The organism is Paenibacillus sp. NN59 (assembly GCF_057597225.1).
The window spans coordinates 6,197,563-6,217,890 of sequence record NZ_CP199678.1; the positions used below are offsets into that span (position 1 = coordinate 6,197,563).

Annotated in this window: 22 protein-coding genes; 2 read left to right on the top strand and 20 right to left on the bottom strand. The window is 48.7% G+C overall.

Going from position 1 to position 20,328, the window contains the following annotated elements; genetic code table 11:
- Window positions 1-45: 45 nt before the first annotated feature.
- Window positions 46-528, bottom strand: a complete 483-nt coding sequence (gene lspA, locus ACT89M_RS26965) for a signal peptidase II (RefSeq protein WP_251510536.1) — start codon at window positions 526-528, stop codon at window positions 46-48.
- Between the two features lie 222 nt (window positions 529-750).
- Here lspA and ACT89M_RS26970 point away from each other — a divergent pair, with 222 nt between their 5' ends.
- A complete protein-coding gene (locus ACT89M_RS26970; protein ID WP_308722617.1) occupies window positions 751-1,233 on the top strand; it encodes a heme-degrading domain-containing protein in 483 nt (160 codons plus the stop codon).
- 123 nt (window positions 1,234-1,356) lie between these two features.
- Here the strand turns inward: ACT89M_RS26970 and ACT89M_RS26975 are convergent, their stop codons facing one another.
- The 13 genes from ACT89M_RS26975 to ACT89M_RS27035 form a co-directional block, all read right to left on the bottom strand.
- Entirely contained in the window at window positions 1,357-2,334 is a 978-nt protein-coding gene (locus tag ACT89M_RS26975; RefSeq protein WP_341181352.1) for a permease prefix domain 1-containing protein, read from the bottom strand.
- A gap of 6 nt (window positions 2,335-2,340) precedes the next feature.
- Complete coding sequence (locus ACT89M_RS26980) at window positions 2,341-2,667, bottom strand: helix-turn-helix transcriptional regulator (protein ID WP_154984372.1); 327 nt, start codon at window positions 2,665-2,667, stop codon at window positions 2,341-2,343.
- 206 nt (window positions 2,668-2,873) lie between these two features.
- Window positions 2,874-3,821: a nucleoside hydrolase gene (locus tag ACT89M_RS26985; protein ID WP_154890084.1), complete on the bottom strand. Its 948-nt coding sequence runs from the start codon at window positions 3,819-3,821 to the stop codon at window positions 2,874-2,876.
- Between the two features lie 113 nt (window positions 3,822-3,934).
- The gene (locus ACT89M_RS26990; RefSeq protein ID WP_253499327.1) at window positions 3,935-4,339 is read right to left on the bottom strand and encodes a DUF350 domain-containing protein; all 405 of its coding nucleotides are present in this window, start codon (window positions 4,337-4,339) and stop codon (window positions 3,935-3,937) included.
- Window positions 4,327-5,742: a glutathionylspermidine synthase family protein gene (locus tag ACT89M_RS26995; RefSeq protein ID WP_487344942.1), complete on the bottom strand. Its 1,416-nt coding sequence runs from the start codon at window positions 5,740-5,742 to the stop codon at window positions 4,327-4,329. Before ACT89M_RS26995 ends, ACT89M_RS26990 begins: the two co-directional genes overlap by 13 nt.
- Before the next feature lie 54 nt (window positions 5,743-5,796).
- On the bottom strand, window positions 5,797-6,243 hold the full coding sequence (locus ACT89M_RS27000) for a hypothetical protein (protein WP_308722616.1): 447 nt from the start codon (window positions 6,241-6,243) through the stop codon (window positions 5,797-5,799).
- Entirely contained in the window at window positions 6,243-6,791 is a 549-nt protein-coding gene (locus ACT89M_RS27005; protein ID WP_261769304.1) for a hypothetical protein, read from the bottom strand. Before ACT89M_RS27005 ends, ACT89M_RS27000 begins: the two co-directional genes overlap by 1 nt.
- A gap of 546 nt (window positions 6,792-7,337) precedes the next feature.
- Window positions 7,338-9,461, bottom strand: coding sequence for a ribosomal protection-like ABC-F family protein (gene abc-f, locus ACT89M_RS27010; RefSeq protein WP_154890078.1), 2,124 nt, complete (start codon window positions 9,459-9,461; stop codon window positions 7,338-7,340).
- 98 nt (window positions 9,462-9,559) lie between these two features.
- The gene (locus ACT89M_RS27015) at window positions 9,560-9,721 is read right to left on the bottom strand and encodes a hypothetical protein (protein WP_186809699.1); all 162 of its coding nucleotides are present in this window, start codon (window positions 9,719-9,721) and stop codon (window positions 9,560-9,562) included.
- Window positions 9,722-9,944: 223 nt separating this feature from the next.
- On the bottom strand, window positions 9,945-10,415 hold the full coding sequence (locus tag ACT89M_RS27020; protein ID WP_308722615.1) for a hypothetical protein: 471 nt from the start codon (window positions 10,413-10,415) through the stop codon (window positions 9,945-9,947).
- Window positions 10,412-10,699, bottom strand: coding sequence for a YesK family protein (locus ACT89M_RS27025; protein ID WP_154890076.1), 288 nt, complete (start codon window positions 10,697-10,699; stop codon window positions 10,412-10,414). The genes ACT89M_RS27020 and ACT89M_RS27025 overlap by 4 nt, the downstream gene beginning before the upstream one ends.
- Before the next feature lie 126 nt (window positions 10,700-10,825).
- Window positions 10,826-11,824: a glycosyltransferase gene (locus tag ACT89M_RS27030; RefSeq protein ID WP_154890074.1), complete on the bottom strand. Its 999-nt coding sequence runs from the start codon at window positions 11,822-11,824 to the stop codon at window positions 10,826-10,828.
- A gap of 46 nt (window positions 11,825-11,870) precedes the next feature.
- On the bottom strand, window positions 11,871-12,944 hold the full coding sequence (locus tag ACT89M_RS27035) for a phosphotransferase (RefSeq protein WP_154890072.1): 1,074 nt from the start codon (window positions 12,942-12,944) through the stop codon (window positions 11,871-11,873).
- 247 nt (window positions 12,945-13,191) lie between these two features.
- Here ACT89M_RS27035 and ACT89M_RS27040 point away from each other — a divergent pair, with 247 nt between their 5' ends.
- Window positions 13,192-13,635: a hypothetical protein gene (locus tag ACT89M_RS27040; protein WP_260510670.1), complete on the top strand. Its 444-nt coding sequence runs from the start codon at window positions 13,192-13,194 to the stop codon at window positions 13,633-13,635.
- 120 nt (window positions 13,636-13,755) lie between these two features.
- On the opposite strand, the gene nikE is transcribed toward ACT89M_RS27040, so the two are convergent.
- From nikE to ACT89M_RS27070, 6 genes are all read right to left on the bottom strand, one after another.
- Window positions 13,756-14,556, bottom strand: a complete 801-nt coding sequence (gene nikE / locus ACT89M_RS27045; protein ID WP_221786702.1) for a nickel import ATP-binding protein NikE — start codon at window positions 14,554-14,556, stop codon at window positions 13,756-13,758.
- A 77-nt stretch (window positions 14,557-14,633) separates the two neighbouring features.
- Entirely contained in the window at window positions 14,634-15,440 is an 807-nt protein-coding gene (gene nikD, locus ACT89M_RS27050) for a nickel import ATP-binding protein NikD (RefSeq protein WP_221786704.1), read from the bottom strand.
- 36 nt (window positions 15,441-15,476) lie between these two features.
- Window positions 15,477-16,304: a nickel ABC transporter permease subunit NikC gene (gene nikC / locus ACT89M_RS27055; RefSeq protein WP_373323237.1), complete on the bottom strand. Its 828-nt coding sequence runs from the start codon at window positions 16,302-16,304 to the stop codon at window positions 15,477-15,479.
- Window positions 16,304-17,248: a nickel ABC transporter permease subunit NikB gene (nikB, locus tag ACT89M_RS27060; protein WP_090921753.1), complete on the bottom strand. Its 945-nt coding sequence runs from the start codon at window positions 17,246-17,248 to the stop codon at window positions 16,304-16,306. Before nikB ends, nikC begins: the two co-directional genes overlap by 1 nt.
- A gap of 94 nt (window positions 17,249-17,342) precedes the next feature.
- Window positions 17,343-18,983, bottom strand: a complete 1,641-nt coding sequence (nikA, locus tag ACT89M_RS27065; protein ID WP_221786707.1) for a nickel ABC transporter substrate-binding protein — start codon at window positions 18,981-18,983, stop codon at window positions 17,343-17,345.
- Between the two features lie 277 nt (window positions 18,984-19,260).
- A complete protein-coding gene (locus ACT89M_RS27070) occupies window positions 19,261-20,298 on the bottom strand; it encodes a glycoside hydrolase family 130 protein (protein ID WP_090921591.1) in 1,038 nt (345 codons plus the stop codon).
- Window positions 20,299-20,328 lie beyond the last annotated feature (30 nt).

Here is a 20,328-nt window from a genome sequence, read left to right on the forward strand (position 1 = left end):
TACATTAGAACATGCTCCACCATTCATTAGTGATATCCATCAATGTTACCCTTTAGGCAACGCATTACGCATACGCTTCTCTCTATACCGCTGATAGGCACGAATCAGCATGCCGATGATGATCATCACCACACCGATATTAATCGCCACATCCGCCAGATTCAATATGCCCCGGCCAGACGGAAACACCAGAAAGTCCGTCACACGAGCATAAACAAAGCGATCTATGGCGTTGCCGAGTGCACCCCCGACCATGAAACCTGCCCCGGCCTGCATCCAGAATCCCCGTATCTCACCTTTACGCCGATAATAGAGCATACCTACGATAAACAGCACAGCAATGACCCCGAATAAACGTGCATTCCCTTGAAACATGCTTCCGGCCATACCGCTATTTTCGTAATGTTGCAGCTGCATCCCTGAATCCCCAAGCCGCATCACTTCGCCAACCTCCATATACATCCGAACTGCAATTTTAGTACCCTGATCCACAAGCGTAACCAGCAACGCGATAAAATAAAACAACATCGTTTTCCCCCTGCCTGCCTAAGCCGCTCTTTATGTTCAATTGCAGAAAAATCATTATAACGTTCTTCTTACTCTACCACAGCGGTTATAACGTCTCCAAATGATCCGATCTTAAGTCTCTTCTAACATTCGATAAAGTGTGCAATTCACTACGGGCAGGTAGAGCCCCGTCCTGCGTCGAATGTAGAGCTTCATCACACATACGAAGGAGATGTCTTTCATTTGAATCCGATTAATCCCGAAATCACTGCAAGACTTGCACAGATGCAGCAGGAAGAACAGGAACTGATATGGGATACATTCAACTCCGAAACAGCACTACAACTCGGCCTGTATCTAGTTCAGGAAGCGAAACGCCGCTCACAAGCGGTGACCATTGATATTACGCTAAAGGGACACCGTCTTTTTTTGCATGCGATGGAAGGCACCCACCCCGATAACGAAAGCTGGATTCGGCGCAAAAACAACGTGGTCAACCACTTCGGCTCCAGCTCCTGGCATACGGCCTTACGACTACGGAGCGAAAATAAAATATTGGAGCAAGATTACCAACTATCTGACTCCGATTATGTACTGGCTGGTGGTGCATTTCCACTGATCCTAAAAGAGGAAGGGCAAGTAGGGACAATCACAATTTCGGGTCTGCCTGATGAGGAAGATCATGATCTCGTCACCACAGGCATTCGCTCATTTTTAGAGGGGTAGTACATACTCCATACTCATAACTGCGTTTCCTGGAACGTTGTGCACGTGAAAACCCGCCTTATATGATTGAATAAGGCGGGTTTAGTATTTTTAACTTTTTCGATCCAGAACGCAGTTAAGGAATCAGGATGGCTTTTTATTTTTCATCATGTGATATACATTGCTAAAGCTGCCGGAGAGAATGCCGACAATCGGGAAAATCGCCCAGTTAATATCCCAGCGCTGGTAGACGAAACCGGTAAAGAGGAAGAACGCTGTCGCGAGTGGCCAAACCACAGCCTCAACGGCTCGCACTGCTCGTGCCTCTTCTCTCTTGGCTGCATTCAGATGCTGATCCTCAAGCAACGTCGTATAGGAGCCCTGAATATTACCGTAATAGACAAACAAAAACACACCGATCCCCGCTGTAGCCAAGAGAGCCGATACACCGTAAGCCGCATACGTATCATTCACATAGGCCCCTGCAAATATGAAAACAGGAGACAGGATGCACAGACACACGCCCGTAATAAGAGCCACACGATATGTGAGTGCAAAGCTTACCTTACTGCGCTGGATAGTCATCAACAGGGAACGTGGGAGCTGGAACCCTTTCTCCATATACTCGAACCGTCCCAGCTTCATACCGCTATAGATGAACATACCCACGGCAACAGCCGCCAGCACAAACATACCACTCATGCCAATTACAGAGCCAATGCCGAACGTACCTTGATCTGATGAAGATCCTAAGCTCTCGAACAGCGTATCCATTAATATGAGAAAAGCTATTCCCGCCGAGGACAGCCACACGCCCAGCCCCGTCCAGAAGCCTGCACTTCGCTTAGCCGCGAGATAGGCCTGAACCTCTTCTTCGGTCAGCACAGGATATGTTTCCGAAGCATCCTCAGTCTGAATTCCGAGCTCTTCCATCAATTCTTCGATGTTGCCAAACTCAGAGATCACAATGCCAACGGCCTCATTCTCTGATCTGCCCTCCTGTTTTAACTCTAGATATTTATCTTCCATACCCGAAAGAAGCTCCTGTTTCATGCGCTCCACCTCAGGACTTCTCGGCAATCCCGCAAACATATTGTCCAGATACACCATTATTGTCTCCATATCCGATCACAGCTCCCTGATAAACAGATTAACGACCTCTTGCGTAACCTTCCATTCCTCGCATTTTTCTCTGTAATAGTCCAGGCCAGCTGGCGTGATCCGGTAATACGTGCGGCGTTTGCCCAGACTTTCATCCTGATAAAAAGATTCAATATATTCGTTTTTCTCCAAGCGGGTAAAGGCCGAATAGAGTGTAGTCTCCTTCATGACATACTTTTCATCGGTTAGCTGCCGGATGTTCTTGGAAATCTCGTATCCGTACGATTCTCCTTCAAGCAACATGTAGAGGATCAGCGTATCATTATACCCCCGTATTACGTCACTGCTAATCACAAAAGGTATTCCCCCTCATTACTTCATCTGTCGTAGTAGTTTGAGTATAGCACAGTTACTACGACAGATGAAGTAGTTTAGTTAAAATAGGCAAAATAAAAATCCGCACCTGGTTAGAGGTACGGATTTAATAGATGTAACCTAGTCTACGCATATTCTGTAAACCATTTACAAACGTTTCTCCTGCTCTGCGTTTAACGATGCGGTTACTGAATGGCAGTCAGCACATCCAGCAGCATGGACTTGAACTTCGGACGATCAATTGCTTCACAGACACGTACATTTGGCGCTTTACCAAAACGTCCGTTGATATCCACCACGCTGTATCCGCGTGTCAATTCCCCTGCCGCTTCTACGTCGACGTAATAATGACCCGACTTCGTCATGAGTGACTCTTCTGCGGCAACCGCCATTAACAAAGTGTCGGGATGGGTTGTTCCGTTTAATTTATGTACCGATTTGTTGAATTGCATGACTACTTTATTGATTGCAATGAAGAAATCGGAGCCCGAGGTACGGAGTGCTGCAATCTCTGCATGATCGTTATCATCCATAACGGAATATTGAGTACACATCTCCCAGCCAACCATCGTAATAGGGATGCCTGCATGCAGTACAATTTTGGCTGCCTCAGGGTCTACGTAAAAGTTATACTCCGCCGCCGGTGTGATATTGCCCAGTGCATTGTTCGTTCCACCCATGATATATAGATGAGCAATCTCAGGGATAATCGTTGGGTCCTTCTGAATCGCCATCGCGATGTTCGTTAGCGGCGCAATCGCCAGCAGTTCAATCTCCCCAGGATGTGCGTGAACCTTCTCGATAATAAAATCAACCGCATGCCCGCTCTCGGGACGTTGATCCGCCTTGGGGAAATGCGCGCCGCCCATACCGTCATCGCCATGCACATCTTCTACCGTACGATGCTGAGCCTGACCATAGGCCATGAGTGGACGCTCGCAGCCTTTATATACCGGAACCTTGCCGCCGTGTCCGGCAACCTGCACGGTGTACAGTGCATTTTCAACCTCTTGGTCAAACTGCACGTTCCCTCCGGTTATCGTAATGCCTTCCACCTGAAAATGATGCAATGCCGTCAGGATCGCAATCGTATCGTCTCCTGCTGTATCGGTATCAATGATGACTCTTCTCATGTTGCCGCGCTCCTTTTTCTGTATAGTATTCGTTTTATATCCGCCAAACGACCTTCGTTTATATCACTATACTTATTCAACGGACATATCTACGCGAAACGTCAGGGTTTATTTTACATCAAAAACGTACCAATGACGATGGAAACGCCGATGATCACGGAGCGTAACAACTGTGCTACCGCCATATTACCTCGTGCAATCTCGTCACACACTCGCATTTTCGGGATCAGGAAATCAAATATAATATAGACCAGACACAGAATAAGGATACCCAGTCCCGACCACAGAAGCATATCCAGCCATGCATGCGTTGAGAACGACACCATACCCACAATAATACACAGACCCAGCAGCTTGCTGCCCATGTACATACCTGCCGCCTCGTTGCCTTTGGCGATCTCCTCACTGTCGTTATACCGGGTCAATTTGCTAAATGCAAAATACCCCACAATCAACACCACTAACAGAATGCCGATCCCCACTGCAACATTCACGAGGTTCAACCCTAGCTTTTCCATTCCTTCTCCTCCTCATCATTCATTGGTTTACGTACAGCGGCTGCGCAATAATACGCCATATCTCCGGTTACCTTCTCCCCGACCCTGGGCAACATTCCGGCAAAACGTCCACCGATTACAAATACTCCTGTCAGCAAATAACCACGGTATTCCCCATCCTCTGTCTGAATGACAGCCTGTTCCATTGGCACAAGTTGCTGATATATCTTAGGCTGATTTTCGTAATAGGCGGCGACCTCTTCTTCTTCGTCATCATCTTTACTAAAGAGTGTAGATCCGCGTGCCGCATTTGTGTTTTTATCCATACCCGTATCTCTATTCGTATCCACGACGTCCCCCGGATCTTGAACTTCATTATGATCCAGCAAAACTGTGCCACGACCCTCTCGCCCCCAATAGCTCTTGGCTACGTAAGGTGCATCGCTCTGCTCAAACGGCTCCGCGGTGAAGTAGGTCGGCAGCAAATACCGTGAAATCACGTCCAACTCTGCCTCGTCAAAAAGCGTAAATCCACAGTACTCGGGCGTCTGCTCATTCCGCTCGTACAGCGACCAGATGGCAGCCATAAAACCTTTGCTTTGCATCAGCACATGCTGGACAGGATTCATCAGGCCAAGCTGTCCTTCTCGTACCAGTTCAATCAAAGCTGCGCCAATGTCCACACCGGTCGTTTCGTCCCGATCCCCAATCAAATATTCCAGCGGATACAACCGATATAACAATTGAATCTCGCGGCCCTGATGATACAGCGCTTCTCCCGGCACAATCTCAAGCTCCTCCAGCGGAGCATATAACACCTCATATCCAGCCTCACGGCAGCGTTCCATCAGGTAGGTGGTATTCGTACGATCCTCGACATGCTCACCGTAAGAGGTGAATGTGACTGGCCCCTGCAACCCTTGCTCAGCATAAAAGGATAACCACGATCGGAAGCAATCTCGGATACGTGCATCCATATGCACAGAGGGTGCAGTCCATGCCTGGTCTTCTGTCCGTCCGATCAAAATGTGTTCAAGTGCCGCCGATTCAGGAATACCTGTGGGCGTGTCGGTGTTATTTTCAATACATTTCAAACCAGCTTCGCCAATAATCCAGTCTTGACGAGTGATTCCGCCTGTAACAGCCTCCATACGCGCTGCCGGAATCAGCCCCGGATGTATGCCAAGTGCATGCTCCAGAAACGAATCTGGCATATATCGCTGAATAAAACGCATCACTTTTCCGTAAATCGCGTCCACCGCCTCCGCCGCAGTGTGTAGCTCTTTCAGTTCTTCCGGTGTATAAACCGTCAATGCGGGCACACAGTACTGTTTGCCGTACATACGATGATATGGAATTTGCTCACCAGCTTCGCTCGCGAAAATATCCTCATGACTGAACGGCAATGAGTACATTTCCCTCATCCCACCGACCTCCCCCGGATGATGCGGAGAATATTTGCCTGCTTCATGATGTCATTAACCTCCCGAACTTCGGAAAAAGCTGCCAAAGCCGCTCGATTTGGATTTGGTTGAGCTTTTATAAGAGCTACTGCCGTCTTTGCTTCCGCGATAAGAAGATCCGCCGTAATAGTAATGACCGCTGCTGGAGTCATACTCACAGCCTGTATCATATTCGGGATCACATTCGTCATTGCTACTGCCACATCCCGCAAGCACCGCAGGCACAGCCAGCATCAACGAGAATGCAACCAGCTTCGCTTTGGAGCCTGGTTTGGCGCTTGGAGTAGAGTGTGGTTTAAAGCCTATTTCAGAGCCTAAAATAGATGATGATTCTGATTCTAATACGTTGCTAGATGCTACTACAGTCTCAGAACCAGGCTCTAACGTGAACGCAATTTCATCCCCGATGACATTTCTGGACACTTGCCCGGATACAGGTTTTTGCACCTCTGCTTCCTTCATTACAGATCCACCTCTTTCATGAAAAACAGTACTTTCTTCCGATCCGCATCGAGCACGGAGTACAAAAACTCGTACGTCTCGCCTTCGCGTACCATGTAGTGATCCAGCAGCTGTTCGGCCAGTTCCATGGTGTAACCCGAGGATTCCGCAAGCTCCAGTTCCTCAAAGGAACGTCCATTCCACAGCATATATTCCGGGCTGTACATGGGAGACATTTTACACCTGCCCAGCGCTGCTTCCGCTATAGCAGCACCGTGCCCTTCCGGCATCTGCTGGTCATACGCAGTCACATAAATGGCGTGATCCCGCCGATCCTGACACTCATTGGACAGATGGGCCCATAGTTTGTTTTTCATCAGGGTAGCATCCACCAGCTTACGCATAAACAGTTCATCCCGCGTCACTGAAGCCTGCTCAAGCACGCCCGTTTCTGCCTGTTTATCCTCCGACCAACTGCGATACATCAATGAATAATAGATGGTGATTCCCTCCCAATCTGCAAGCTCGTAGGTGAGCCGATTCAATATACACAAACGTATTAAACGCATGAGGAGGAAAAAAGTTACACTATTCGCCGAGACATGTAAAAAGAAGCACAGACATTTATATGATTCTCTCTATCATTGTACTCCACCCTGCGTACTTGCTAGCCTATATGCCCGGCGTAGTTACCTGTTTTCCTACCCATTTTATCCCCTGCTCATGCGCTAACGATCAGGAGAAACGTTATTTCGGAGAAAAACCAGTGAAATCGGCTAAAAGCTCCACATTTTTAGTAAATAACGTTCCTGGTGATCGTTAGAATTTTAAAATCACTAAAAAACAGCCAAATAGCCTCTCCTCAGATCGTTAGAATATTCTGATTCACAACCACACAGAAAAGGACTGCCTCATGTCAGTCAATGCACACCAAATGCATCAACCGTGAGACAGTCCTTTACGTCCTTTGTACTCTAGTCAGTTTCTTTGTGCTCTATTCAGTTTCCTTGCACTCTAGTAGTTCCATACACTTGTAGCTATTACCTCAACAATCAGCCTAGTATTTACCCCATGGTACGAGTCTTAGATGTATTACTTGCATCATATCCGGTCCACTATCCCATCTCAGCCCATTGAGCCAATAACTCATCATATGCTGCCGATAACTGCTCCCGCTCGTTCCAGGCTTGCTCCAGAGCAACCGAATCATTGGCTAATGCTTCAAGTCGCTGATCAAGTTCCCGGATTTGAACCTCCATACGAGCCATCGCCTGCTCCAGTTGCTGAGCAGACCCGTGGTTACCACGATTGCTACCACTTCGGCTTTGACTGCTACTGCGGTCACCGTTCACACTTCCAACATTCTTGTTCACCCGTCCAGCATCGAGTTCAGTATGAGCTTGCTCTAACATGATCTCTCCGCTTGCAGATGCAACATCAGGTGCGTCTCCGCCTACTTTCAGTCGGGTGCTTTTGTTCGCTCCCGTCACCGCTGACTTCCCGTCGATTCCCGTATTCATTCCTGCTGCTTTTCTACTTTTTCCCGATCCGTTTCCAGCAAGACCTGCTCCTAGTTCTTGTGAAACTTCTTTCGCTGCATGTGCCTGTAGATCAAGCTTTTTCTCTCGGTACGCTTCATAATCCCCGAGATATGCCGTCAGTTGTCCATCCTCCAGTTCCCAGACACCAGAAGCCAGACGATTCACGAAGTATCGATCATGTGAGATAGCCAGCACGGTTCCTTCAAAATCAGCAAGTGAATCTTCCAGCGCCTCTCTTGAGGCAATATCCAGATGGTTGGTGGGCTCATCCAGCAGTAATACATTGGGTTTGCGATGGACCAGCAACGCAAGCCTCAGGCGAGTCCATTCCCCGCCGGACAGTTGCCCTACCGAACGGAAAACATCTGCACCATAGAATAGATATCTCGCCAGAATGCCACGAGCCTCCCCTTCCTCTACGCCTGCTTCCAGACGGAAGTGCTCCAGCACGCTCAGCTTTGGATTCTCAGGCTCCTGCTGCTGGGCCAAATATCCCACATCAACGCGCGCGCCCCATTCCAGCTTGCCTGCATCCGGCTGTTCTTCACCCAGCAACAGCTTGAACAGCGTGGTTTTACCGGAACCGTTACGGCCAATCAAGGCCGTTTTGTCCCCGTATTCCAGTAACGCCGAGACGCCTTGTAAAATATCTCGATCGCCGTATCGTTTCTCCACGTCTTCCAGCACAGCTACACGTTTACCTGTCCGATCCGTCGGACGCACATCAAAATCTGCATGACGACGTTCCAGCACAGGACGTTTTATTTGCTCCATCCGCTCCAGTGCTTTGCGCATGGAGGCTGCACGGCGGAAGAACTTTTCGTTACCGCCAACACGGCCCCATTCCTCCAGTTGGCGAATGGTTTCCTTCATTTTTTTCATGACCTTCTGCTGCTCTTTGAACTCCTCAAATTGCTTTAGTAGCCGCTGTTCCTTCACCCTCATATATTCGGTGTATCCGCCCGTAGCGATTTCGGCCTCTCCGTCCTCCAGCTCCAGCGTACGTGTCACGACCCGATCCAGAAAATAGCGGTCATGTGAGATCAGAATGACGGTACCCGAATAATCTCGTAAAAATCCTTCCAGCCACTCCACCCGCTCCAGATCCAAATGGTTCGTCGGCTCATCCAGCAATAACAGATCCGGACTGACGATCAGCTGTGAAGCCAGCACAACACGTGTCTGTTCGCCGCCTGAAAGCGAACCGAAACGCCAGCTGTAATGCGCCTTGGCAATATCCAGGCCATCCGCGACCTGATCAATCCGTGCATCCATCTCGTATCCGCCTTCGCGTTCAAACCGTTCCTGGAGCGCCGCATACCGTTTCAGCAACCTCTCCAGTTGCTCCGGATCTGCTGCGCAGGCCGGATCAGACATCTGCTGCTCCATCTCCTTCATCTGGTTACGACAAGCGATCAACTCTTGAAACCCAAGACCCAGTACATCCAGTACAGAATAGTCATCCAATCCTTCCGGTACTTGGGCAACGTAACCGACACGTGTATCTTTTTTCAGCATTAACTGGCCTTCGTCCGGCTGGCATAACCGAGCCATCAGACGCATCAAGGTGGTTTTGCCGCTTCCGTTGCGGCCGATCAGGGCCACCTTGTCGCCTTCCATAATTTCAAATGTAATGCCGTCCAGCACCAGATGTGCTCCGTGATATTGTTTCAACTGTTGCGCGCTAATAATCATCATAATAAGGTTCCTCCTATGGTGTGGAAGAGCCCGACCGCAACACAAAAAGAGCCGCAGGAGGTTAGCTCCGCGGCCCTTCAGAATTCAAGCAAATATGCTTATCGTCCGAATGAGGTCAAGGCAGGCATCTTCTCGTACATGTTAACTTCCGTATATTCAAAATTGGACAGACTTCTCCCGTTGTTCGAAAAAGTGTGAACAATGCCAGCCATAGCAATCGGCAGCTGGCTAATACGGTTGTTAAGCATCTCGTGATTCACCTGTCTTCACCTCCCTTGTCATAAGTAATGTCAATATATCACAGACGGTTGCACCTCTGCAACCACCTCATGCGCCTAGCATCCCTGTCATATGCTGTGCTCACGGTTTTCATTCGCCATTCTCCATCAGCCGTTTTCATTCCCTGAGTACTCTTGCTAAATTCCTACAATCTTCCACGGCTCTTCTTCCGATTTTCTACCACTCTTCTACCCGGAAGGTAAATTACTCTATATAAGTCATTCGAATATCCACTACATTGTGCAAATTTATCTCCACGCGCAGTTCCTCATGCTCATTGATCGCAATTAACGAGTTACCGCTAACACTTAATTTTTTGATGGGATTGGTGTCCTCCAAAAAAATCCCCCACACCAAACGACCTTCTGCATCGGTACAAGCAATGAAGCCTTCATTCCCCATTTGCCCGTCTCCACCAATGATTTTCCCACCTTGATAATCCACACTTGTCCATGCATCTACCATCGTCCAGCAATCCGGATTGTATTTCACAATACTGTCTATCGTCGTATCACAAACGGGAGAACAATACATGGTTCGCTCGTTGCTGTTAGGGTCAAAATATGTGCGGATATCTAAAATAATGACCGTTCCTTCTGGAAAAGCGATGCAATTTATACCTGGCATCTCTCGCTGTTCAGCGGACCAATATTCCATGATTAAGCTATTCATCATATGTCCTTTCCACGACGCCGAAGCACCAGAGCCGTAATCGCAACCGTAATCAGCGTTAACAACCCTGATGTACCTATAGCCACACCAAGCAGCGCATAACCAATGGCGTTCCAGTTTTCCATATTGATACTCATCACGATCACACCCGCCCCGCCAAGCAATGTCAGACACGGCAAAATGGACTGAATCCACGTCATCTGACGCCCCTGCGCCCGATACACGATCCATTCGATCAGCAATTGCACCACCCACATCCCAATCGTCCACAAAATAACGATATCCATAGAATTCTCTCCTTATAATTGGATATTCATATCGACCGCTACGGAGCAGTATTACGGTATAACCTCTCCATAGGGCATGAACTAGAATGATCGCTTTTTATCTATACTTATTCATAGCTTGGCGCCTTACTTCAACCAGTCTGCAAAAAAGTTCCGATACCCTTCCTTCATTATCGTTCTTGAAAAGGCACCAAATGCATACTCGCGGTTGTCCTCTGATACACTTCGCGGCGCAGCCGCGGCCATGTTCACCAGTTCAAACCAGTTATCCTCATTGCCTGCAAAAGCATGCGTGGACCTGATGTGACCATAGCAGGCATGCTCGGGTTTCACGACCATTTTCCCCATCGCCATCGCTTCCGTCAGTGGCATCGCAAACGTATCAAACGCTGAACAGCTCCAGTACACCTTGGCCGAGTTCATCAGCGTAAATATTTCATCCTGAGTAAGTGCAAACTTCAGCTGCACGTTATTTGGAATATCATACTTTTTCATACTTTCCTTATAACGCACACCGCCAAACACCATATACACTTCCTTGTCCGGGTTCTGCCGGGCATATTCCAGCACAAGGTCGGGACGGCGGTTCGCCTCATCCCGCCCGATCCAGAGCACGCGATTATGCACGACCTGACTCGGGTCATAATGGCGGTGCGCCAGCTCTTCGTTGAAGCCAATCGGAATGACGTTCACGTCATGCACGCCGAAATTGCGCCCCAGCTCTCTTTTCAAAAACTCGGTCTGCACAATCGCTTTATCCACCATCGTATAGAATGGCTTCATCATCTCATACCCGGTTAGTGCCGGGTCAGGGAAACTGTGCGGAAACAGAACACTTTTCGGCAAAAACATTTTCAGAAATGTAAATCCCGATACCGTATAGATCACATGCTCAATATTTTGGCTATGAATCTGATCCAGCACGATATCATAGTTCACCAGGTCACCCTTCTCATGCTCGTACCCCGGTAGCCAGTCGTATCCGCTCACATGGCGCTCCGGCGAGATGAACACAACGTCCACGCCCAGCTCCAGCCCGATCTGCTTCAGTCGATCCGCGAACACCCGCGGCCCCTGAGCCTCCGTGAATTGAATTTTACGCATAACCAGTCCGACTTTACGCAAACTTTTCACCCCTTATATCCATATTGCACTTCAACCGTCTAATCTTTTATCTTACCTCGTTCAGATGATTCATGCATTGCTCCAGCGTGGTAGCCGTCTCATGCCATTGATTGCGCAGCTGTTCCTGCGGCCACACACAGTCCGGATTCCGTAAATCGCCGTCGATCAGACGTAACATCCAGAGCGAGAATACAATCGCATAAGCATCGTACCACTTAGCAAAAGAAACCGGTTCAACCTGCACGCCAAGGCTCTTCAGCTTGTCCAGATACATCTTCATCACACGCGCCCGAAGCCCCGGCGTCATCGTACGTGGAAAGAGCGGATGCGACAAGTCCAGCAGATGATATACGTCCCACAATGGCGTATTCAGGTGAGCATGCTCCCAGTCGAGAATGACCAATCTACCCTCCACCTCGGCTACGTTGCCGGGGTGCAGATCACCATGGCACAGCACCAGCGGTAGCTCGTCCTCTGCCGTGAGGATCAACATGGTGAGTCTGTCCCAGTCCGCTGCAGACAACGTCAGATGCAGTTCGCGTAGCAGTTTATCCGTTGCTGACGGGTACTGCAGCAGTTCATGCAGCATATCCCAAATGGGCGGCTTATGCCCGACTCGCGGCAGGTCTTGCCACGTTGCAACGGGAAGTGCATGCCAAGCCGCCATATGTGCGGCAGCATTCAATATCGTCGATTCGCACAAGTGATGCTCCAGCTGTCCCATGTCCTCGTAGATCATCCAGCTCTGCTCCGGAGCCGCCGCCTGGTCCGAAGCCGCAATGAGCTGCGGATATACGGGTGGCAATTGTGCCATCACATGCTCGTACATCCAGCGTTCCCGTCCATGCTGTGCAGGATTCGTCAGCGGTTTGAAAATATAAGTCTGGCCAGATTGAACAGTAAATCGTTCCACACACCTGCCGTTCATCCCCTTATAGAGAATCTGCCGTGCTTTAACCTGCTTTTCATCCACTGTTCCTTCGGATGTCACCCAGCGCTCTGGAAACATGTCATTCGCTAAATTCTCCATATGATTCATCTTCCGCATGTCCCGAGTGCTCTCCAGCCTCCTCATGTCCTGGAAGTTCTCTGCGTCCTCTGTTTTTTCCATGCTCTTCATAAACTCACCCTCCCTTCTGTCTGGCCGTTCCGTACAGGATTTCTATTCATCATACGTTGCAGATGAACGGCCTGCAAGGGGGGGCTTACTGAGGCAGAGACGTATCACAAGTGCATTCATCCCACGGTTGCAATATGACTGCGATTCCCCCCGTACCATTCGTTCCTTTCCGATCCCTCTGTAGACAATGATATAATGGAACGACAGATTGTGAGGGTACTTGAACATTTACATAGGAGGAACGACCATGAGCATTGTACTGATACCTGAAAAAGTAGATTTTCGCATCTCCACAACCGATCTGAAGGCCATCTATACCGAATCCGGAGGTGTCACTTTACGTGTAGATGTGCAAACGCGTGGGGATGTGCCTCTAGATCATTATCGAGAAATCGAACTCACTTTCGACACCGTTGCTGAACTGCGCTGCATCACGGTTAATTTCTTCGAGCTACATGCAGGTCAGGTTGAAGGGATTAGCCAGCAAGACGATGTGCTCGCCTTCTGGGAGACGAGCAGGTATCATCCCGATCCCGGCTTTTATCAGGTCGTAGATTCACCCATTCTAGAGGAGAAAAGAACACTATTTGATCCCCGAAACCGGCTTGATCTGAAGCATTATCTTGTCGCCGGATATGACAGTTATGTTGAGGTTATTGCCTCATCTTATCAGTTTGCGGTGAAGGGTTAGAACGGTTTCCAGAGAATAAAATACTGAGCGCCAGCCGAATCCAATGCATACAAAAAAGAACCAGGCCGATCATTCGACTTGGTTCTTTTGGTAACTCAAATTGGTTTTGGTTTCTCACACCTATTCAAACACAATTCTCCCTGACGGATGCTCAGGCAAAATCGACGACACCAACTGCCGGACAGCAGGCTGATCCGACTCCAAGATGGAATCCGTGGCATCCCCGGTATAGACCAGCCTTCCCTGATCCATCACGGCGATGCTGTCGCAGATCGTCAATGCGGCGCGAATGTCATGCGTGATAAACAGATAGGACAGCCCATACGTTGCTCGCAGATCTGCCAGTAAAGACAGAATTTGTGTCTGATGCACCATATCCAGACTGCTGATCGATTCATCCAGCACGATTAACTTCGGCTTAAGGGCAATGGCTCTGGCGATATTGACCCGTTGCAATTGCCCTCCGCTGAACTGATGCGGAAGCTTGCCCGCATCCTGCGGTGTAAGTCCGACCTGCACGAGCAGCTGTTCAATCGTGCGCTGTTGTTCCTTGGCAGACAGGCGCTCGTAATTGTCCAGCGGCTCTCCAATAATCTGCGCGGCCGTCATCATCGGATTCACGGCGGAGTAACAGTCTTGGAAAACGACTTGCAAGTCACGACGTAGCCCTTTGAGCACCGTTTTATCCGCTCGATAGATATCCTGGCCTTGAAATAACACCTGACCTTGGCTGGGTCTCTCCAGCCCAAGAATAACTTTGCCCAAGGTGCTTTTACCTGCACCACTCGTTCCGAGCAATCCAAGGCAAACCCCTTCTTCAATCGTGAGTGAAACATCTTCTAGAACAGAAGGGCGTGATTCCGAACGATCCAGCCAGCTCCGTTTGCCATAGCGATGACTTACTTCATGTACTTGTAACATCCGGTTCTCCGCCCCCCTTCCTTCGTTTCAATAGTACGTATCCAGACAGTTCCGCACTACTCCACATCTTCTCACCTTTAGCGACCGATGGACAGTTTCGGCCGAGCACTCAATAACATCCGCGTATACTCATGCTGTGGATGATCGAACAATTGGTATACATCTGCCTGTTCGATAATCCGCCCCTTCTGCATGACTGCTACTTCGTCTGCCATCTGTGAGATGACACCCAGATCATGTGAGATGAGCAAAATGGATGTACCGTGCTCCTTGCGAAGCCGATCCAATTCACGTAGCACATTCAACTGATTCACGACATCCAGCGCAGTTGTAGGCTCATCGGCAATCACCAGAGCTGGCCGCAGACACATGGAAACGGCAATCATCACTCGCTGCAACATACCTCCGCTGAGTTGGAACGGATATCGTTTCATCAACTTTGCCGGGTCTGGAAGTTTCATATCAGCCAGCGCGGCAATGGCCTGTTCCCGCGCCTCTGCTTTGGACATCTTCGTATGGGTTCGTAATGTTTCAATGAATTGAGAGCCGATCGTATATACGGGGGTAAAAGCATTCATCGGATTCTGCATAATAAATCCGATATCCCTCCCTCGTATGCGCCGCATCTCTTCTTCAGATAAGTTGCTAAGCTCCCGTCCGTTCAGACGAACACTGCCTGACGATTCCATTCTGCGGGGATGAAGCAAGCGCAGTAGCGCATTACAAGTCACCGTTTTGCCGCAACCACTCTCACCGACAAGGCCGAAGACCTGACCCTTTTTCAAATTCAACTGAACAGGTTCCAGTAACGGGACGGCTCCCTTCGCTGTCTTGAGCTTAACCTCTAGATCACGCACTTCAAGTACATTCTCTGCCTTGTCCATCGTCACATTCCCCCCTTGTTCAGTTTATTTTCACCATTACTTTTTGGAAATGCCGTAACGATCAGATAAGGCTTCTCCCAAAATATTAAACGTCATTACCACTAGCAGAATAGCCACACCCGGATAGATCATCAGCTCCGGATGACTGCGAATATACCCTGTGCCTTCATGAATCATGGCTCCCCACTCCGCATTAGGCGGCTGAATGCCAAGTCCGAGGAAGGACAGTGCCGAGATATCCATAATCGCCCAGCCCATCTCCAGTGTGCCCATGACCACGATGGGACGTTGCACATTCGGAATGATATGTTTACGGATGATCGTCCAGGTAGAGGAACCACTAATTCGAGCGGCTGCGATAAAGTTCCGTTCCTTCAAGCTAACCACCATGTTTCGGCATATCCGCGCATAATGCACCCACTGTACCATCATGAGCGCCAGCAGAATCTGCATCAGACCTGGACCGAAGATCCCGACGATGCCCAGCACCAGTACCAGCTGTGGAAATGCCAATATGCCTTCACATAAACGCATCAGCACATTGTCAACCCAGCCACCGAGATAACCGGAGATCGATCCAACAATAAGCCCGATAATCAAAGACGACAGGAAGATCATCGTTGCAAATCCAATCGAAACCCGCGCTCCATAGAGAAGTCTGGAGAGATTGTCCCTTCCCAGATGATCTGTGCCGAGCCAGTGTTCGGCAGAAGGGTCCTTTAACTTCTGTAACAGATTCACTTTGACCGGATCATGCGGTGCGATCCATGGAGCCAATAATGCCAGGATGAAGAAAAGCAGCATGATCGTAGCGCAAATCCAAATTATTTTTTTTCCTCGAAATATCGTTCGCCATCGGTTCATCAATGCTCTGCCCGTCCTTTCGCCGAAATCCGCGGGTCCATATACAGCTGCACCAGATCAACGATTAGATTACACACGATGAACAGACACGCCGAAATAAAGACATAACATTGGATCACGGGAATATCTCGGTTGAAGATGGCTTCGACAAAGTAACGCCCGAAACCCGGCCATGAGAAGACCTGCTCTACAATAATTGTTCCTGTTAACAGCCTGCCCATGGTCATGCCCATTCCTGTAATAAACGGGGTAATGGCAATTTTGAGCACATGTTTCAGCATGATAACACGTTCACGTATGCCGCGGGTTCTGGCGTATTGCACATATGCTTCCTGTAATTGTTCGAGTACACTGGTACGCAACATACGGGTGTATAACGCAATCATCACCATAGAGAGCGTAAGCGTAGGCAGCACCAGGTTCTCCCAAGAGCCGCGCCCTTCAACCGGAAGCCAGTCTAGTTTCACGGCAAAAAAGAAAATAAGCAAGTAACCAAGCCAGAACTGCGGAATGGAAGCACCAAAATAAGAGATCGCCCGGCTCACCATATCAATCCAGCTATTTTTGTATACCGCCGCCAAAATTCCGAGAGGTATACTCACCAGTGCAGAGAATAGAATGCTCCACAAGGCCAGTTCTGCTGTAGCTGGGAACTTGTCCTTGACCTCATCGATCACCGGTTTGTTCGTGAGATACGAGGTACCAAAATCCAGCTGGGCCATCCTCTTCAACGTATCCACATACTGAGTGAGCAAAGGCCGATCCAGACCGAATTCATGTCGCTTCTCCGCCAACAGTTCTGGTGTTGGATAAATATGTGCTGCTGTCAGATACGCTTCGGCTGGATCGACCGGTGAAATATGGATTAGCCCAAAAGTGACAAGTGTAGCGATAAAAACGATAGGAATGATCGCGATCATTCGTTTACCTATATAGCCGATCACCAAACTTTCCTCCCCTTTTACCATGCCACACATGCTCTTGTTGCCTGATGTGTTACGTGTTCATTGCTACGTTTTTGACGTTCATCAACTATGATTATGGATTGCTTAACTGCATCCCCACAAACGGACTTTCATCCCGATTGGCCGGGAAGACAAATTTAGCAATTTTCTTCTGATATACGGCTGTTTTCTTCACATAAGAGATCGGCACAATCGCCGATTGGTCCTGTAAAGTCGTCAGGATGGATGTATACAGTTCCTGACGTTTCTTCTCATCTGTAGAAGACAGTGCTGCATGCACCTGCTCGTCCAGTTCCTTTTTCATCGGCAAAGCAGTAAGTGTCTCGGAGATTCCGAATCCCGGGCTTGCTACGACGTTAATGAAGGAATGCGGATCGTATGGTGCCCCGTAATTGTACCAGAAGTATAGATCGAAATCATTGGCTTTCAGACGTTTAATCTGTACCGTCAGTTCAAGTCCGGTAAGGTTTACTTTAACCCCCAGCTCGCTCCATTCGGCCTGAATGGTTTCACCCATCGCTTTCTGAATCGGATCGGTTTTATCAAAAATCAATTCGAATTCCAGCTTCTGTCCATCCTTCTCACGCACGGTTCCGCCTGCCGGCAACTTCCAGCCTGCTTCATCCAGCAATGCTTTGGATTGCTCTACGTTATATTCAATCGGTTTCAGATCCACATTGGTATATGGATAGTTTTTGGACAATGCGGTATCAGCCGGTTCTTCCAGACCCGATGTGACACCTTCCACCATCGCTTTTTTGTTAAAGCCCTGTTGAAGTGCCTTCCGCACTCTCACATCAGACAACTTCGGATTCGAAGAGTTAAGCAACAGGTCACGAGTACCTACAGGGTCAGACAGTTCGCTTACATACTTATCGTTCTCACGCAGCTGCTGGAATGCATCCAGACTAATCACGCCTTCACCGTAAATCAGATCCAGATCGCCCTTTTCAAAAGCAAGCACACGGGTCTCTGCATCAGGAATGATTTTGACCGTAATCTGATCGAACGCCGGTGCAGTACCCCAGTAATTCGGGTTACGTTTGAAGACCGCATACTCATCCTGCTTATATTCAGCCAGCATCCATGGGCCTGTACCTACCGGCTCTTTGATGCCTTTGGATGTATCCCCATCATCCGGGAATCCAGCCGCACCCAGGAAGCGGAACGGACGAACAACGGACAGATCCTGAAGTACAGGATAATACGGCTCGGTCAGAGTCATACGGAACGTATGGTCATCCACGACCTCTGTCTTGTCCAGCACACTGACGATGCCAAGCCAGCTATGTGTTTTTTTATTTTTCATGATGGAGTCAAAATTCTTCTTCACAATTTCAGCATTAAAAGGCGTGCCATCGGAGAAATTCACCCCTTGGCGCAACTTGAAAGTATATACTTTGCCATCATCAGAGATGGTCCATGACTCAGCAAGTGCCGGTTCCAGTTTACCATCCTTCTGGTAACTCACCAGTGATTCATAGATCATGGATTGGGCAAACAATTGGGACGGATTGTACGTATGTGGATTCATTGTACCGATATCCCGTGGCCAAGACATCGTAATCGACTTCGCCGAAGACGCCTGATCTCCCGAAGCAGAAGAAGACGCCGAACTGCTCTCTTTATTACTGCAACCCACGATAAATAACAGCAACAACAGTGTTGTCACCATCATAAGGGTAGTAGAACGTTTGTGTTGTTGTCCTAACATAGATACAAACCCCTTTTCTCTCTTCTCTCATTCTTCACCTGATCATTATCGTGATAATGATTCTCATATTCATTAAGAATATGAAGTAGCCTCCCTTTTGTCAACAAAAATCGACATAATATGTATGCCCATTAAATAGCCAAAAAAGCCCTTCCTATAGGATGAGGGGCTTTTTTGGTGAATAGCAGCAAATTTACTGCATATTCTCTGCATATTTCCTTTTCATTTCATATCTATACTCAATTTATTTAGTCATTTCTGGATGCGCAAAACCCCATTATAGTTTGCCTTCCTCGCGGTCGCCAGCGATCACTTCATCCGTTTCTTTGACATAGTCCACGATCTCTTGGACCGTTGTGTAGGCCACACCGACATAGGTATCGGCTGCGCCGTAATAGATGGCAATTCGTCCGGTATCGGCATCATGCAGGGTTGCACATGGGAAGACAACATTATCAACGAAGCCCTGCTCCTCATACCATTTCTCCGGCGTCAGCACGAAGTTGGAGGAACGATATTTTACTTTGGACGGCTCATCCAGATCCAGAATCACCGCACCCATGCTGTACACAAAACCGTTGCATGTTCCGGTTACACCGTGGTAGAACATCAGCCAACCTTCAGACGTCTCGATCGGAGCGGGGCCACCGCCAATTTTTACGGATTGCCACCAGCCCTGACCGCCTTTGCTCATGACGTGACGATGTTTGCCCCAGTACACCAGATCCGGGCTTTCGCTCAGAAAGATGTCTCCAAACGGAGTATGTCCGCTGTCACTTGGTCTGGATAACATCACGTAGTTATCGTTGATTTTGCGTGGAAACAATACACCATTGCGATTGAATGGCAGCATCGGATTCTCAAGACGGACAAACGTTTTGAAGTCCTCCGTCTTGGCGAGACCCAGGGCCGCACCGTAAAAATCGGTACACCAGATGATGTAATAGGTATCTTCCACTTTGACCAGACGCGGGTCGTATGCGTAGTTCGGCATAAACGGTTCGCCTTGTTCGTCTACAAAAGTGATGCGCTCCTCCTCTATCGTCCAAGATAACCCATCTTCACTCGAACCCATGTGCAGGTGTGGACGGCCATTGACTGTCTCGGCACGGAATACACCGATGAATTTCCCCTCATAAGGAACGACTGCACTGTTAAAAATACGGGCAACTCCCTTCACCGGATTACGTGGCACCACCGGATTAGCCGAGTGTCTCCACACCGGGCCTTCCGTTCCTTCCGGCTTATCCTCCCAAGGCATATTTGGCAAAGCATCCCCAACCATGTGTACCTTTTTCGTTTCAGTGACTGTCATATCTCATTTCTCCTTCTAATTGAATGATTT